Raw genomic sequence first — 15,124 nt, 5'->3', positions numbered from 1 at the left:
AATACAATAACTATCGTTATCAATGGACGCTAAATAAAATGACTCCGGTACAATACCGGAGCCATCTATTAACAGCGTAAATTACTAGGTGCTTTTTTACACTGTCCACTTTATAGGTCACAGTTCAGATTCGCCAGGAGCGGCTTTTTTAGTCCTTCAATCTTTTACTTTAATTTCTCAAGATATTTCAAGGCATCATCTACAGTATCGACAGGGACAATTTCCATATCCGTCTTTATATCCTTTGCCGCAATAAGTACCTCCCGATAGTTGGACCGCTCAGCGCCATTTTCATTTGGGGCAAAGAAAATATCAGCACCGGCCTTATCAGCTGCGACAATCTTTTGCTGGATGCCGCCGATCGGGCCGATCGTCCCATCCTCGGACATCGTTCCTGTACCGGCTATCTGGTAGCCTTTTGTAATATCTCCTTCAGTAAGCTGATTGTATATTTCAAGGGTAAACATCAAGCCAGCGGATGGACCGCCAATTTGATCGGTATCCATAGAAACAACAGGATCTGTAATCACCTTTTTGTCATCATCCAGAGAAATGCCGATTCCGACCTTTTTGTTATCCTCTTCAAACTGTTTAAGCTTCAAAACCACCGTTTCCGTTTCTGATTCTCTTTTATATACAAGGGTGACGGTGTCGCCCGCTTTCTTTCCACTTACATAATCAATAAACTGCTTAGACGATTTGAATTTGAGATCGTCCACCTCTATAATCTGGTCTCCCGGCTGTAATTTTCCATCTGCCGGCATTCCTTTAAGCACATTAAGTACGTACACACCCAAATATTCAAACGATATCGGCTTCCCGGCTTTTTCATAAGCAATCTGAATCGCATTGTTTTTGGATCCATCCATCAGGTGAAGCTGTCGGACATTAAATTCCTTATCCGTTTCACCTTCACCCCGAATCGCAGCCTCGGGATAAATCTCATGGTATTTGTTGAATTTCGCCATGGCATATGAATAGATATTCGCCTTGCCCATTCTTACGGTTGTCAGCATAAAGTTTCCGGAAGCATCATCGCCCCCCTCAACTTCAACAAGGGGTTCCAAATTTTTTGCCATTCCGGGTTTGGATACGTAGTAAGGCAAATAGTAGAAAGATGATGCAATGAGAAGGACAACAACGATAAGGAAAGAGCGAATGTAAGTTTTACGGCTCATCTCGGTGAGACTCCTTCCATTTCTCGATTGATTCTTTGATCTGCTTAATATTTCGTCTAGCTTCTTCTTCTCCAATACTAATAATCTCCAGAATGTTTGTAAACGATTTAGAATTGTACTGCTCGACACGCGGGCGGATCATCACATCAGAAGCAATTTTTCTGCTTTCCACTAGTTCCATCTGCATAATATCCAGGCTTTGCATGATCACATCATAAATCGATGATATTTCCTGATCCTGTTTCACATGCGCGACATCAACAGCAATAATGATGTCAGCACCCATTTCCCTGGCGACCGAAACGGGCACCCGGTCAACGACTCCCCCGTCAACCAATAAGCGCCCTCCGATCTTTTCCGGGACAAATATTCCCGGTATCGAAATGCTCGCCCTTACTGCATCGGCAGTTGGTCCTTCTTTAAAAACGACCTTTTCACCAGCCTTAATATCCGTGGCCACGACGGCTACAGGAATATCAAGATCCTCGAGATTTTTCCCATAGGTAAAAACCCTGATGAGTTCCTTTGCCCTCTTTCCAGAAATAAAACCCATCTTAGGTACGGTAAAGTCCAAATAATATCTTCTTTTAAATACACGGGATAATTTATATAGCCTTTCTATATCATCCGTTCCGGCCGCAAAAAAAGTACCTACGAGGGCACCCATGCTGCTTCCGGCAATCATATCGACCGGGATTCCCTCTTCCATTAAAACCTTGATGACACCTAAATGGGCAAAGCCCCTTGCTCCTCCAGAGCCGAGTGCTAGCCCTATTTTCGGCTCCTGCAACGGAATCCCTCCCTACCTAAATAACGCTCTTCCAATCTTATGGTCTAAAGTGCTTTTGTATAAGCATATTGTGTATAACAGGACAAGGCCGGCTAAATCCGCCACTTGAAGTACGATATACATTCTCCACTCATTCATAGTATTCCCATTTTATCATTTAAGAAGAGAGATGCCCAGCAGATTCCTTTCATGAGGAGGACTAGTTCTTGTTAAAATCTAAAATCAAATCAATTTTGCTTGCTGCCTCGGTTACAGTGATGGCAGGAGCGCTCATCTCCTTGCCCGAAGAATCCTTTGAAGCTTCCATCAGGGGATTAAATATATGGTGGGAAATTGTTTTTCCTTCTTTACTGCCTTTTTTTATCCTGTCCGAATTACTAATCGGGTTCGGGGTCGTTAAATTCATCGGCATTTTGTTGGAGCCACTGATGAGACCTTTATTCAGGGTGCCCGGCGTCGGCGGATTTGTCTGGGCAATGGGCATGGCTTCGGGGAATCCTGCTGGAGCAAAGTATACCGCAAGATTGAGACAGGAAAAACAAATCACAAAAATTGAAGCGGAGCGGCTCGTTTCTTTCACAAGCTCCGCAAACCCTTTATTTATTTTTGGCGCTGTCTCAGTAGGCTTTTTCCATAATCAACATTTAGGAATCATGCTAGCCCTGTGCCACTATCTAGGGAATATTTGTGTTGGCCTGATCATGAGGTTTCACGGAAAATCAGAAGCTGTAACCGTATTTGAAAAAACGACGCCAGTCTCGATTCGAGCAGCCCTCGCCGAAATGCACCGGGCAAGGTTAAAAGAAAAAAGGCCCTTAGGCAAACAGCTAGGGGACGCCGTTACTTCTTCCATCCATACTTTATTGATGATCGGTGGTTTTATCATTCTTTTTTCAGTGATCAATAAAATGCTTTATCATTTAAATGTCACCGAGATTCTGGCAGCGGGAATTAAATATATTCTTTCAGCCATTCAGTTTCCTGAATCTTTAAGCGTCCCTTTTATTTCCGGAATATTTGAAATGACGATGGGCGCCCAAATGACGAGCCAAATCCCAAGTGTAACACTGCTTGAGCAAGCTGTGATGATTTCGTTCCTTCTTGCCTTCAGCGGACTCAGCATACAGGCGCAGGTTGCCAGTATTCTGGCCGAAACGGACATCCGTTTCCTTCCATTCTTTATTTCAAGAGTGATGCAAGGTTTTTTTTCTGCGGGTTTTACCCTGCTTCTGTGGAAGCCCGTATATGAAAGAATTGATTGGATGGAACGCAATTCAAATTCCTACCCAGTGTTTGCTCCATGGGACTCCGGCTGGAATATAAACATTTATGAATATCTCGTGTCATACGGACCGATCATCACTATCGCCTCTTTAATGTTGTACATTTTCATCTACGCTTCAAGAATCTACACGAATAGAAATTAAATGTTTCAGATTATGAAAAGCGCAAGCGCCCTGTTCAGCCCCTCGACATCAAAACATGTTGAAGATTTATACTTATCTTTTAAAATAAAAAGGAAGCCCATCTTATTTGATGTGCTCCTTTTTGTTTCATTTACCTTCTTGCTGTTGGTATTTTACGAGCAATGCTTGCCTCACTTTTTCCGGTACCAGTTCAGATATATCGCCGCCGTATTTGGCAACTTCCTTAACGATGCTTGAGCTTAAGAAAGAATATTGATTGTTGGTCATGATGAAAAAGGTTTCCACCTTTTCGTTCAGCAATCTGTTCATGGAAGTGATCTGCATTTCATATTCAAAATCCGATACCGCACGAAGTCCGCGAATGATCGCGTCCGCATTAATACGGTTGGCATAGTCCGCAAGCAATCCCTGAAAGGAATCTATTTTCACATTGGGAATATGGGCCGTTACGTCTTTAATCAACGCTAAACGCTCTTCTACCGTAAATAACGAATTTTTGGACGAATTGTTTAAAACGGTTACATATACTTCATCGAAAACCTTTGCACCTCTTTGGATAATATCCAGGTGACCATAGGTAACCGGGTCAAAACTACCCGGGCAAACGGCGATCTTAGACATCATAAACCCCCTCTATTCAAAATCCAGCTGATCCCATTGATAAATCGATATGGCGATAGTCCCATATACTTCATTTCGTATCTTTTTAAAATCAGCCACTTTATCTGGAAGAACATCCTCACTGCCATGTTCACAAACGATATACCCCTGCAAGTCAAGCAGCCTTGCGTTATGTATTTGCTCCAGCAAAGAAACAAGTCTCTGTTTTTTATATGGTGGATCCAGCATGATTAACCGGAAAGTGAGCTCTCTTTTTATGATTGCCTTTAGCGCTCGTTCGGAGTCATTTCTATATACCTCTGCTTGTTCCGTAAATCCACACGCTTTTAGGTTCGCTTTCACGGTTTGGATTGCCTGGTGCTCCCTGTCTACAAAAATAGCGTTTTCGACTCCGCGGCTCAGCGCTTCGATTCCAAGTCCTCCGCTCCCCGCGAAAAGGTCGAGCACGGCACCTCCATCGAAGTAAGGTCCGATGATATTAAACACAGATTCCTTTACTTTATCAGTCGTGGGTCTGGTTCCTGTACCCGGGACTGATTTTAAAGGCCTACCTTTGCATGAACCGGAAACGACCCGCATATTTCTCACCACATTTTTTGACAAATTTCTGTTACCCAATAATCCTACCATAATCCATATAGGCAGCCAACATTTTAAAAAACTTTTCGCCCTACAATCCTGATAACCGTCTAATGGAGCGTATATTCCTGTTACCCGGACATATTCATGCTGCTACCAGGCAGTCCTTTTCTTTTTAGATAGAGCACAAAAAAGTAGCCGGTTTTTGAATAATAAGGATAATTTTGGCCATAATACTAGTAACAACATCACTATCGTAGGTGTTGTTGCCAACCGCGGAGAAGACTTACGTTTCCCCATAAGTTCTTCCTCCGGTTTCTCCTCTCCCTTTGCCTTCTAGCCTTATTTAAGGTACGTAGAAGGACCCTGCAGAATAATCTGCGGGGCTTTTTTTTGCAGAACAAAGGCTAAGTGCGCCACGTCCGCCTTTGTGACCCACATCCAGTAGTGGGCCTAACTACGTCTAATCTCCACCTTACGGCTCGTCACTCGACGGTTTTCTTTACTTTCTATTTGCATCTTGGAAATGATAAAGTAGGAGTATCTAACAAAGAAGGAGAGATTTTTTTGATTCAGCGTTTTATCGAATTAGGGGAAGGTTATACAGATATATATGAACTGATTGAAATCGGCAAGTCAAACCGTCATCGAGTTGCCCGCCTGCTTTCTTTTCATACTCTGATAAATGAAAAAGAACTGACATCTCCGGTGATTGTCCTTGAGCCAACCAGCCCTGGCGATTTTCAGCCTTTGTATATTTGCCGGGAGGGCATTCCGAATCCCCGGGTCACACCGAATAAGCGCTCTGAACTTTTTGAGCAGCTGGCACGTGAACTGGATAAACCCATCATCGAATTGGATGTTAAGCCATCGGTGTCATTCAAGGAAAAACAGCTCTATTATCAGTATCTAATCGGAATATTACGGGTGAACCGTTATCTAGCACCTTTAAAATAAGAAAAGCGGAAGCGCCCTGGAAGTATAGAAGAACGACTAAAATCGCCACATCCTTATGTCTTCGTCGGCACTAGCACGTCCTGTGCGTCGAGGCATGGCTGCTTACGCTAGACATCAATACATGTTGAAAATTATATACTTTTTTATCTTTTAAAGAAAAAAGGGCCTGGACTTATGTAAGTCAGGCCCCTCCCTCTTAAATACCCATCTTATAATCATATTCCTTCGCTTTGTCAGGCTTGGAGTTTTCATACTCCATTTTTATAAAAGGCTTATAGGAAAGCTCCACCTTTTTAACGAAAGAATAGCTTCTTAGTTTCTCAGAAAGTGTTTCCACGTCCTCCATGTCCGTATAAATAACGACATATTTCAGCTTTTTGGAAACGTAATGAATATTACCGAATTTCCTGAGCATCTTCGCTTGCTTCAATGTATGTAAATATACGATGACTCCTTGTCTCGCTCCAAACATAATGTAACTCCCTTTTTAAAAACTTCGCTCCGACCGCATTATGCCCGTATAAGCGTAAGTGTTTTATTAAGTGTAGCACAGCTTAAACTTTTCTTTCAAGCAGAGATATTTTGGATTAGAGAATGGGTGGTGTAAAGCCAATGGATTTGGAAAGCATTTGGTCTTCATTTATCTATAAACTGGCTGCTTATGAGGGAATTGAAGACGTTTCATATAAGAAGTCAGCGGGTATTCCCTTTCTTTACGTCCAGCTTAGCGATATTACGGAAATGGATGAAGTGATAGCTTCGATAAAAATAGCTTCGGCGAAATCGATGCGTGGCAAGCAGCTGCAAAGTGAGACAGTCTTCGTCAGGTCCGAGAGGAATATGATGGTTTTTCGGCACCGGTTTTATGTGCCTCAACGCAAAATGTTTTGCTGCGGGAATTTGTGTCTGGACTGCATCAGATTTGAAGATAAATAAGAAAACGCCTGGTCCATGGACCAGGCGTTAACTCCTCTTATATTATGCAGAGCAGCTGCAGCCACCGCCGGAGCCACATCCTCCACTACAGCTCGAAAGCGAGTCGAAAAACGGATTTCCGGAAGGTACTTTAATGTTCGGAGAAACAGCATGTCCGATTTTACTGCTAATTTCATCAAGGATACCTTGGATTTCTGTTTCTGCCCTCTTGAAATCTGCGATAGTGGGATGAAGATCCATTGCCCGTTTTAATTCTCTTATCTCAAGGTTTACCCGTTTGTATTCCGGATGATACTTTCCGAAACGCTGGACCTCTTCATAAAGATCCTTAAGAGAAGCAAATGCGCGGATTTTTTGCTGGGCCTCCCGATCGTTCTGCATTTTATATAAGCTTAGCAGGTAATTATCTCCCGCATCAGATTGTAATACCATCTCTGCCAGTTTATCGGCGAATTGAATAATCGACACACTTTCCATAGTAGCAAGCATGAAGTAGCTCACCTCCACCATCATTTTATCATTTTTGAAAAACAGATGCTAACTTTTTCTTAGATGGTAGAGTGGATTTCAACGATGAATTTTTTCACCAATCCTGCCGGCTTTCCGTTGTCATCGTAGATTTCCAATTTCACTTCATGCTTGCCGGACGGTATTCCCTTTACAACAAACGCAGCTGTATGATAATCATTGATCTTTCTCCCGTCCAAAAACATGCGGGTGGAAGCCCTTCGTTTCTTGGACGATTGAGAAAAGGCGTAATTCTTCAAAAAGCATTCTACATAGAGAGAGTTGCCTTTTATAAAGTGTTTAACTTCGAATTCTTCAAGACTTTTTATCTTGAACGAAGCAACTTGAGCAGCAGGATGTTCAATAAACCCCATTTTCTTACTCCCGTTTTCCGGTTCAGGTATTTTTTGACCACAAGCTGAAACGATCATAAACAAGGCACATAAGCTGATCAACAATTTCATGAGTTCTGCCTCCTTTTGCCATTATTATTTGCAAAGAGAAACATTTTACTCTTACGTCTAATTTAGCAGAGATTAGCCATATCGAAAAAAAATCAGCTTAAGGCTCAGAATTCATTGCTTGAACCATATGAAGCAACATGTAGGTCATTTGTACTCCATCTGAAAACTTTGTAACTCGATGCTGAATGGATTTCTTAAAGAAAAAGGTTGCTTCCGTCTCCATTTTCTCCAGTTGATAAGGATTTCTCATTAGTTCCCTGTACCAGTATGGTTGGAGCCGGATAAACATTTTCAAATCCTCGTTGGCTTCTATTATCTCGAATACATCCTGTCTCATAGTCCCTCCCGAAGAAAATCCTTTAATCTTTTCTAAAAGCAAATGGATTGGGCCGTGGTCTCCGTACCGTTTCGTCTACTTCTGGTACCTCTTCTGTCGGCTTATCCCCTTGAAAAGAAGAAATGACACCTTGAATGGCACCGAGAGCCTGATTAGCACTTGAAATATATTGCTGAATTTGATTCATATCCATATCTTTAAAGGATTGTAGAAGGACAGATACAAAATCGCTCTTGTTCACTTCGTTCGATTGATTGGATTCTTTAGCTTTCGCCATTTCCCCTTTATACGCATCCCATTGTTCATGGTTGCCGCCTAACATGTGCCATTCCTCAAATAATTCTTGCCAGGAATAGTTACCCTTTTTAACTTCCTGTCTTAGCGTCGGGTGCTTCTTTACAAACCGCTTAAATTCCTCAACCGACGGACGGACTTTTTTTTGAGCCACAATTGTTCACCTCACACCATGACATACACCTATTCCAGCATATGCTTATCAAGCGAAAGTGTGACGGTTGCTTTTTTCATTCTGATTTAGCAATAAAGTTTTGCGTGTAGTATTTCTGATGTACGCCTACGCCCAAATGAGTAAATTCTTCGTTTAGCAGCGCTTCCCGGTGTACTTTGCTGTTCATCCAGCCTTCCATGACCGAAATGGCATCAGAATACTTTGCTGCAATGTTCTCCCCGGCGAGAGTATATGTTATCTCGCCTTTTTCGAGCCTGTCCTTCAATTCACCTTTTGTTGGAGATGTATGGGAAAAAAAGCTGCCTTCCGACATATCCATGCTATGAAGGTAAGCTACCTCAGCCATTGGTTCATCCCATTTCAATTTTCGTAAATTAAAGCGGTCCCTCATAATATTGGAAATATCAAAAATTTGCTGTCTGTTCCCGATTTCGATCTCCGTCCATTCCTCATCGCTGAGAGGCTCTTCTTCGAGCATTTCGCCACTGTATGTTATTTCATACGGCCTCTGCTTGAGAAGGGTTTCTTCATTAAGAAATCGCACACTGGAAACCTTTCCTGTAAACTTATCTAAGTAAAGTTGGACATATACCTTCCCCAGCTTTATCAAAGGTCTCATGTTCATATCCTCTTCAGACAGTTCGAATCGATAAGAGCTGCCTTCCAATTCAATATCAACCGATGTCTCAACAAATACACTTGAATAAATCTCATCAATTGTCTGTCCAATTTTGAATGGCGCTATATTTATATCCTTGCCGATTCCATAAGATGAAACGACTCTTCCGTTTTCAACCGCCAGTTGAAAATATTTGTTCTTATCGTGGTTGTAAATCCACCAGTCATAGCCATAAGAGGATGGATCGATTCTAACCGGTTTCCCATATATTTTTTCAACCTCAGACGTTTTTTTCCCGATAGAGGCTGCAATTCCACCTTTTGCGGAAAGTATCCCTGCGTTTTCATCATCTTCCTTATCGTTTTGTTGTATGTCTTCCTGATTTTCCGGCTTAATCCCCTTTTCTCCAAAAAGAATCGAGTTTTCATCGTTATTCAGGCCAACATTAAAGTATATGCCGATGATGAAAAAAATAGTTGAAAGCACAATAACCTTTAGAAATGTCCGCAGAGGAAGACTCCCCCTCTCTCAATCTATATAGAAAAATATTGATTTTTTTCCTTAATCATGTTACATATCAATTATATCATTGTTTGTATCGCATTTATATATATCAAACTTTCATTGCAACTTGTATAATTTCGTACTATTATAAAATATGAGGGAAATTTATCTATATGTAACATACTTGGAGGATTCAGGGAGTCATTCGGACTACTTCTCCATGGGATTTGCAAAATAGGAGGGTATATTCGTGAAATTTGAAGACTATCGTTTTGAAAATTTTTCAGCCGATTTAAACCGACTTGATCAAGTTATGCCGGAGCATGGTTTATTTCGCGGTGAACAATGGGATTATGAAAGAGTAAACTATGATCGTAAATTTGAATTGAAAGATGGCATCTTTTATCTTCGTGTCCAGGGCTTTGCGGTTGAAGGCGATGTCGGCGCACACAAAGCGGTTATCGAACTTATGACACCAACTCTTGGTAAACATTATTATCCATTTGGTGTTGAATATGGAGAGGGTGAAACTTTCCCTGCTTCCCTTGTTAAGCAATGTGAACAAATTCTCGCTGAAGTAAAGGCAGAGCTTGAACAATTTTCCGGTCTTTAAGCGAAACGCGAAAGGCGCATGAGTATTCATGCGTTTTTTATTTTGCTTTTTTTCATATAAAGAAAACTCGTCGATTGTGCGGGCAGAAAGTTTTATATTTTCCTATCCATAAAAAAAAGCAGGGGATTTTCCCAAATCCGCTGCTTCTTCGATCCTAATAACCTAGGATAGCTCGTATGACTGAAGTTGTCTCCCCGCCGTGATAAAATACATAAAGCAAAAGATAAACAGCGACACCTGTAATAGCGGTAAAAAACCAGATGACACTTGTGATCGGTCCGAGCTTCCTGTGCCTGACTAAATTGTTCTTGAATCCAGCCAAAAGAGTGACAATTCCAAATACAGCCCCGGTCGTTGCCAACGTAATATGGAAGACTAAAAAGACAGTGTAATAGATTTTCAAATCGTCCGGCCCGCCAAAGGAGGTGTTTCCGATAAATATGGTCCGGGAAACATAGATCACAAAGAAAATCAAAGCAAAAACAGCTGCCGTAATCATCGTTTTTTTGTGCGTCTCTATTTTTCGCTGCTTAATTTGATACCAGCCGATCGCAACAGTTATCGCGCTTAATACAATAAATGCTGTACTTATTGTTGGAAGAAGTGGTAAAGACATAATCGATTAGAACGCCCTCTCTATTATATGTATATCATCTCCCCATTTTATTATAAGGAAGAAAGAAATTACAATGAAATTCTTTATTATTAACAGAATGATCAAATATTCCCCTGATTTTTCCACACCATTCATATCAGAAAAGCGCAAGCACCCTCAAGTAATGAAGAACAACTTAGACCGCCATCGTTATGTCTTCGTCGTTCTGCCCCACATCCTGTGGGCCTCCGACCAGCATAAGGCGCACCTCGAAGGAGGGCCAAATAAGGACCGTCAGCTAAAATCCGTCACGCCCTGTGCGTCGGGGCATGGCTGCTTACGCTAGACATCAATACATGTTGAAAATAATATACTTTCTTTTCTTTAAGGCTCTGTTAAATTCCATTGTTGATTTTCAAATGGTCATGGAATCTACTCGCTTTCCGCGGACGAACTGGCAAGCCTCCTCACTCGTACCTCGCTGCGGGGTCTTGCCAGCCCGTTTTTCCGCAGGAGTCTCGCAGATTCCCTTCCCAAAAACAACATTATCGTTTAACAGAGCCTTCTTTATAGAAAACTCGTCGATTGACGAGCCTTTTAAGGCGGGAATTAGACGAAGTTCATTCTGCCGTTTGAATCTCCGTCGGCAGCGGATCGATTTTATTAGGTCCTCCGCTTTCCTTACGATACCATGCAAAGAATACATAGCCTAACACAATGCCGTATACAATTTCCTGGATAATCTTCATTAGCACTCCACCGGTCCGCTGATCCTCAAGGGGCGGCATCCCATTAAATAACTCGGGACCGCTTAAGTTAAGTCCGGAAAGAGCGGATGCGGGCACACATAATTCCATGGCCTGTGCCCAGGCTGTCGCATCGGTGAAAGTAGTATACAGCGGGTTACTCGCAAAAATAATCAAGGCACATGCAGGTGTCAGCAAAATGCCGTTCCCGAAAATATAGCCTACCTTGTATAAACCGGAAAGGCTCTCCTTCTCAGGAAGCTGGTTAACGAGTGGAAACCACATGAATATCGCCGTAAAAAATAGCACAACTGTATAAGATGCATGAATCCACATACCAGTTTTGACAAAGTCGAAGATGAGAGGAATGTGATAAAAAGAAAACATTCCATTAAATATGACCAGACCTATCAAAGGCTTTGTAAAAGCCTTAAAGACCATATCAATAAATTTCACGGAAAATAATTGTCTCCACAGCCAGTTAGGTATGCTTAGGATCAACAAAGGAGGCAATACCAAATATAAGAGAGCCATTTGAATCATATGGGCGCTAAACATGATGTGTCCCAATAAATCCAAAGGCGATCCTTTTATTGCGTACAATGAAACCATGAAAGTTATAAACAATGCACTTTGTCTCGTTGTTAACCGTTCACTCCCTGCAAATTTGTTTCGAAACTTGGTTACCAGTAAAAAATAAGCAAAAGTTATCAAAACCAGGGCGACAAAGTAGTAAGGACTCCATAACGCTCGGAAGCCAAAAATATCGATTGACATGAGATATCACCTCTGAATTTTTACGTTTATATCGTTTTCATTATACCCGATGGCGGCTGTAAGGGACAATCCAAAGCGTTTTATGTATAAATTGAAATGGAAACCTCTTAATAAACAGAAAATCGGCTATCTGATAGCCGATTTTCTTCTTACTGATTAAATCCAAATAATTGTTACAAACGTTAGCACCGTTATTGCCCCAACCAATAATCCCGAGTAGAGGAACAACGAAATTGTATCATGTCCTTTATGCTTCATATGCATAAAATAGTATAGCTGGAAAATAACCTGAACTACAGCAAGCAACAAAATGAAAGGTTTAATGAACCAGTGTGAAAATCCATCATACCCAACCGCAAAAAAAGCGATAAGCGTAAGGAGAATCATCAAGGTGAAAGAGACGACCTGATGTCTCATCTCCTCAGCATTTTTTTTGCGTCGATATTTAAGATCCACATTTGGGTTAGCTGAATTTGATTGATTGTTCGCCATCAGTTTATCCCACCATTCCCATTAAATATACTACAGTAAAGATGAATACCCATACTACGTCAATAAAGTGCCAATAAAGGCTGGCCAAATAGAACTTTGGTGCATTATACAAGTTTAAACCACGTTTAGCATTTCGCACCATCAGCGTAAGGATCCAAACTAGCCCAAAAGCAACGTGGGCTCCGTGGAAACCTACTAAAGTATAAAATGCGGAACCAAATGCACTGCTTGTAAATGTATGATGAAATTCATGGACATAGTGATTGAATTCATACACTTCCAGCCCAAGGAAGGCCGCACCAAGCAAAACAGTGATTAACAGCCATGCCTGCATCTTCTGGAAATGGTTATTTTTCATATGATACATGGCATAGACGCTAGTTAAAGAGCTCGTTAAAAGCAGCATGGTCATGACAAACGTCAACGGAAGCTCAAACATGTCTTGGGCGAGCTTATGCTCCCCGTTTGGCACTTTATCTTTTAAAGCAAGGTAAGTCGCAAAGAGGGATGCGAATAATACGGTCTCTCCTCCTAGAAATAACCAAAACCCTATAAATTTATTCTTTCCTTCGAGGGTAGCCTTCTCGGGAGAAGCAGGCCATGTAGCATCGGTGAATTTTTCTTCTGCTTGCATTATGCCTTCCCTCCTTTATCTTCATCCTCTAAAAGATCTTCTTTATGAATATGGAAACCATGGTCATCTTTAACTGAGCGAACAAACATTGCTCCAAAAGCAATAAGTAATCCGATAATCATTACCGGTAGAGTCCAGTCTTTATTATCAGTATTGTACAACGCACCGAACGCCGCAACGAACAATCCGAATGAGATAACAAAAGGGATAATGGACGAATTCGGCATATGGATGTCGCCTAGCGGTTCCGCAGGAGTCATCCCTTTTTTGCCATCCATCTTTTCTACCCAGTAAGCGTCCAAACCACGGACAAGCGGAAGCTGCTTGAAATTATAGAACGGCGGTGGTGAAGCGATTGCCCATTCAAGAGTACGTCCGTCTCCCCAAGGATCATTTCCAACCTTCACATTCTTAACCGAAGTCATAATAATGTTAATGAGCAATATGATGACTGCAACGCCCATAAAGGCTGCACCTATCGAACTCACAAGGTTACCTGTTTCCAAGCCCTGTCCCGGAAGGAAAGTGAATACACGGCGAGGCATACCCATTAACCCAAGGAAATGCTGGATAAAGAATGTTAAATGGAAGCCGATTAGGAATAACCAAAAAGTGATTTTGCCTAATGTTTCATTTAACAAGGTTCCAAACATCTTTGGCCAGTAGAAATGTGTTGCTGCCAATAAGCCTAGAACGACTCCACCGACAATAACATAGTGGAAATGCGCAACCACGAAATAAGAATCATGGTACTGATAATCCGCAGGCGCTGCAGCTAACATGATTCCTGTTACACCACCGGCAACGAAAGACGGGATGAAGGAAACGGCATAAAGCATCGGAGTGGTGAATTTCACGCTTCCTCCCCACATCGTAAAGAGCCAGTTAAAGATTTTTATACCCGTAGGGACAGCAATTGCCATTGTAGCTACTGCGAAAATCGCATTGGCTATCGGACCTAAACCAACCGTAAACATATGGTGAGCCCACACCATGAAACCTAAGAAACCAATCAGTACCGTTGCAAATACCATGGAAGAATAACCAAAAAGCCTTTTTCTAGAGAATGTAGCAAAAATCTCTGAGAAAATACCGAAGGCCGGTAATATTAGAATATATACTTCAGGATGTCCGAATATCCAGAACATATGCTCCCAGATAATCGTATTACCTCCTGCCGCCACATCAAAGAAATTCGAACCGAACATACGGTCGAACATCGCAAGAACAAGTCCTACGGTTAATGGCGGAAAGGCAAACAAAATAAGTGCGGATGCGACAAATGTTGACCAAGTAAATAATGGCATACGCATATAAGTCATCCCAGGTGCACGCATATTGATAATCGTCGCCAGGAAGTTAATGCCTGCTATTAATGTACCCAATCCTGAAATCTGAAGCCCCAGGATATAGAAATCGACACCGTGGCCCGGGGAACTCATCGCAAGGGATGCATAGTTCGTCCAGCCCGCATCTGGAGCCCCTCCTAAAAACCATGATAGGTTCAAGAAAACCCCACCAAAGAAAAACAACCAGAATCCCAGTGAGTTAAGAAATGGAAACGCAACGTCGCGCGCCCCTATTTGTAATGGAACAACCGCATTCATAAAGGCAAAAACCAAAGGCATTGCCGCCAAGAAAATCATGGTCGTACCATGCATCGTAATCATTTCGTTAAACAATCCGGCACTGAGAAAGTCATTGTTCGGTACTGCAAGCTGAATTCTAATGAACATCGCTTCCAGGCCGCCGACAACAAAGAAAAATCCGCCTGCGATTAGATAAAGAATGGCGATTTTCTTATGGTCTACTGTTGTAAGATAATCCCAAATTGTAGCGCCAAATCCTTTTTTCGTAGCGTGGGTACTCACGATCAAAC

General features: G+C 41.8%; 20 protein-coding genes. 5 read left to right on the top strand and 15 right to left on the bottom strand.

The genetic code is table 11. The features are described from left to right. Positions 1-80 (top strand): IS3 family transposase (locus tag LQ216_RS20515; protein WP_354958877.1); only part of this gene is annotated, 80 nt, incomplete at its 5' end. Between the two features lie 84 nt (positions 81-164). On the opposite strand, the gene LQ216_RS11000 is transcribed toward LQ216_RS20515, so the two are convergent. After that, entirely contained in the window at positions 165-1,178 is a 1,014-nt protein-coding gene (locus LQ216_RS11000; RefSeq protein WP_230129348.1) for a SepM family pheromone-processing serine protease, read from the bottom strand. After that, complete coding sequence (locus tag LQ216_RS10995) at positions 1,168-1,968, bottom strand: patatin-like phospholipase family protein (RefSeq protein ID WP_230129347.1); 801 nt, start codon at positions 1,966-1,968, stop codon at positions 1,168-1,170. The genes LQ216_RS11000 and LQ216_RS10995 overlap by 11 nt, the downstream gene beginning before the upstream one ends. A gap of 206 nt (positions 1,969-2,174) precedes the next feature. On the opposite strand from LQ216_RS10995, the gene ylbJ reads away from it, so the two are divergent. After that, complete coding sequence (gene ylbJ / locus LQ216_RS10990; RefSeq protein WP_230129346.1) at positions 2,175-3,395, top strand: sporulation integral membrane protein YlbJ; 1,221 nt, start codon at positions 2,175-2,177, stop codon at positions 3,393-3,395. Positions 3,396-3,521: 126 nt separating this feature from the next. Here the strand turns inward: ylbJ and coaD are convergent, their stop codons facing one another. Continuing rightward, the gene (coaD, locus tag LQ216_RS10985; RefSeq protein WP_117308277.1) at positions 3,522-4,016 is read right to left on the bottom strand and encodes a pantetheine-phosphate adenylyltransferase; all 495 of its coding nucleotides are present in this window, start codon (positions 4,014-4,016) and stop codon (positions 3,522-3,524) included. Positions 4,017-4,028: 12 nt separating this feature from the next. After that, positions 4,029-4,595: a 16S rRNA (guanine(966)-N(2))-methyltransferase RsmD gene (gene rsmD, locus LQ216_RS10980; protein ID WP_230129358.1), complete on the bottom strand. Its 567-nt coding sequence runs from the start codon at positions 4,593-4,595 to the stop codon at positions 4,029-4,031. A 567-nt stretch (positions 4,596-5,162) separates the two neighbouring features. On the opposite strand from rsmD, the gene LQ216_RS10975 reads away from it, so the two are divergent. Beyond that, positions 5,163-5,552 carry a methylthioribose kinase gene (locus tag LQ216_RS10975; protein ID WP_230129345.1) on the top strand — a complete coding sequence of 130 codons (390 nt, stop codon included), beginning with the start codon at positions 5,163-5,165 and terminating at the stop codon, positions 5,550-5,552. 196 nt (positions 5,553-5,748) lie between these two features. On the opposite strand, the gene LQ216_RS10970 is transcribed toward LQ216_RS10975, so the two are convergent. Next, positions 5,749-6,024, bottom strand: a complete 276-nt coding sequence (locus LQ216_RS10970; RefSeq protein WP_117308280.1) for a YlbG family protein — start codon at positions 6,022-6,024, stop codon at positions 5,749-5,751. Positions 6,025-6,164: 140 nt separating this feature from the next. Here LQ216_RS10970 and LQ216_RS10965 point away from each other — a divergent pair, with 140 nt between their 5' ends. Beyond that, positions 6,165-6,488 (top strand): hypothetical protein, encoded by a 324-nt coding sequence (locus LQ216_RS10965; protein WP_230129344.1) that lies wholly within the window; start codon positions 6,165-6,167, stop codon positions 6,486-6,488. A 42-nt stretch (positions 6,489-6,530) separates the two neighbouring features. On the opposite strand, the gene LQ216_RS10960 is transcribed toward LQ216_RS10965, so the two are convergent. From LQ216_RS10960 to LQ216_RS10940, 5 genes are all read right to left on the bottom strand, one after another. Then, positions 6,531-6,977 carry a YlbF family regulator gene (locus LQ216_RS10960; protein ID WP_230129343.1) on the bottom strand — a complete coding sequence of 149 codons (447 nt, stop codon included), beginning with the start codon at positions 6,975-6,977 and terminating at the stop codon, positions 6,531-6,533. Positions 6,978-7,036: 59 nt separating this feature from the next. Further along, positions 7,037-7,459: a hypothetical protein gene (locus LQ216_RS10955; protein ID WP_230129342.1), complete on the bottom strand. Its 423-nt coding sequence runs from the start codon at positions 7,457-7,459 to the stop codon at positions 7,037-7,039. Between the two features lie 97 nt (positions 7,460-7,556). Continuing rightward, positions 7,557-7,796, bottom strand: coding sequence for a YlbE-like family protein (locus LQ216_RS10950; RefSeq protein ID WP_230129341.1), 240 nt, complete (start codon positions 7,794-7,796; stop codon positions 7,557-7,559). Between the two features lie 22 nt (positions 7,797-7,818). Next, positions 7,819-8,244 (bottom strand): YlbD family protein, encoded by a 426-nt coding sequence (locus LQ216_RS10945; RefSeq protein ID WP_230129340.1) that lies wholly within the window; start codon positions 8,242-8,244, stop codon positions 7,819-7,821. Between the two features lie 76 nt (positions 8,245-8,320). Then, on the bottom strand, positions 8,321-9,370 hold the full coding sequence (locus LQ216_RS10940) for a CAP domain-containing protein (RefSeq protein ID WP_230129339.1): 1,050 nt from the start codon (positions 9,368-9,370) through the stop codon (positions 8,321-8,323). Between the two features lie 268 nt (positions 9,371-9,638). Between LQ216_RS10940 and LQ216_RS10935 the strand changes: the two genes are divergently transcribed. Then, positions 9,639-10,001: a YugN family protein gene (locus tag LQ216_RS10935; protein WP_230129338.1), complete on the top strand. Its 363-nt coding sequence runs from the start codon at positions 9,639-9,641 to the stop codon at positions 9,999-10,001. Positions 10,002-10,155: 154 nt separating this feature from the next. Here the strand turns inward: LQ216_RS10935 and LQ216_RS10930 are convergent, their stop codons facing one another. The 5 genes from LQ216_RS10930 to ctaD form a co-directional block, all read right to left on the bottom strand. Then, a complete protein-coding gene (locus LQ216_RS10930) occupies positions 10,156-10,617 on the bottom strand; it encodes a DUF420 domain-containing protein (protein ID WP_230129337.1) in 462 nt (153 codons plus the stop codon). 599 nt (positions 10,618-11,216) lie between these two features. After that, complete coding sequence (gene ctaG, locus LQ216_RS10925; protein WP_230129336.1) at positions 11,217-12,119, bottom strand: cytochrome c oxidase assembly factor CtaG; 903 nt, start codon at positions 12,117-12,119, stop codon at positions 11,217-11,219. Between the two features lie 156 nt (positions 12,120-12,275). Then, the gene (gene ctaF, locus LQ216_RS10920) at positions 12,276-12,611 is read right to left on the bottom strand and encodes a cytochrome c oxidase subunit IVB (protein ID WP_230129335.1); all 336 of its coding nucleotides are present in this window, start codon (positions 12,609-12,611) and stop codon (positions 12,276-12,278) included. 4 nt (positions 12,612-12,615) lie between these two features. Further along, a complete protein-coding gene (locus LQ216_RS10915; protein WP_230129334.1) occupies positions 12,616-13,245 on the bottom strand; it encodes a cytochrome (ubi)quinol oxidase subunit III in 630 nt (209 codons plus the stop codon). Further along, positions 13,245-15,116, bottom strand: a complete 1,872-nt coding sequence (gene ctaD / locus LQ216_RS10910; protein ID WP_230129333.1) for a cytochrome c oxidase subunit I — start codon at positions 15,114-15,116, stop codon at positions 13,245-13,247. Before ctaD ends, LQ216_RS10915 begins: the two co-directional genes overlap by 1 nt. Positions 15,117-15,124 lie beyond the last annotated feature (8 nt).

Origin of the sequence: Bacillus sp. CECT 9360, assembly GCF_918741275.1 — a bacterium.
Taxonomy (GTDB): domain Bacteria; phylum Bacillota; class Bacilli; order Bacillales; family DSM-1321; genus Peribacillus.
Note: the sequence above shows the minus strand (reverse complement) of the source record. Positions and strands in the feature narration are given on the sequence as shown.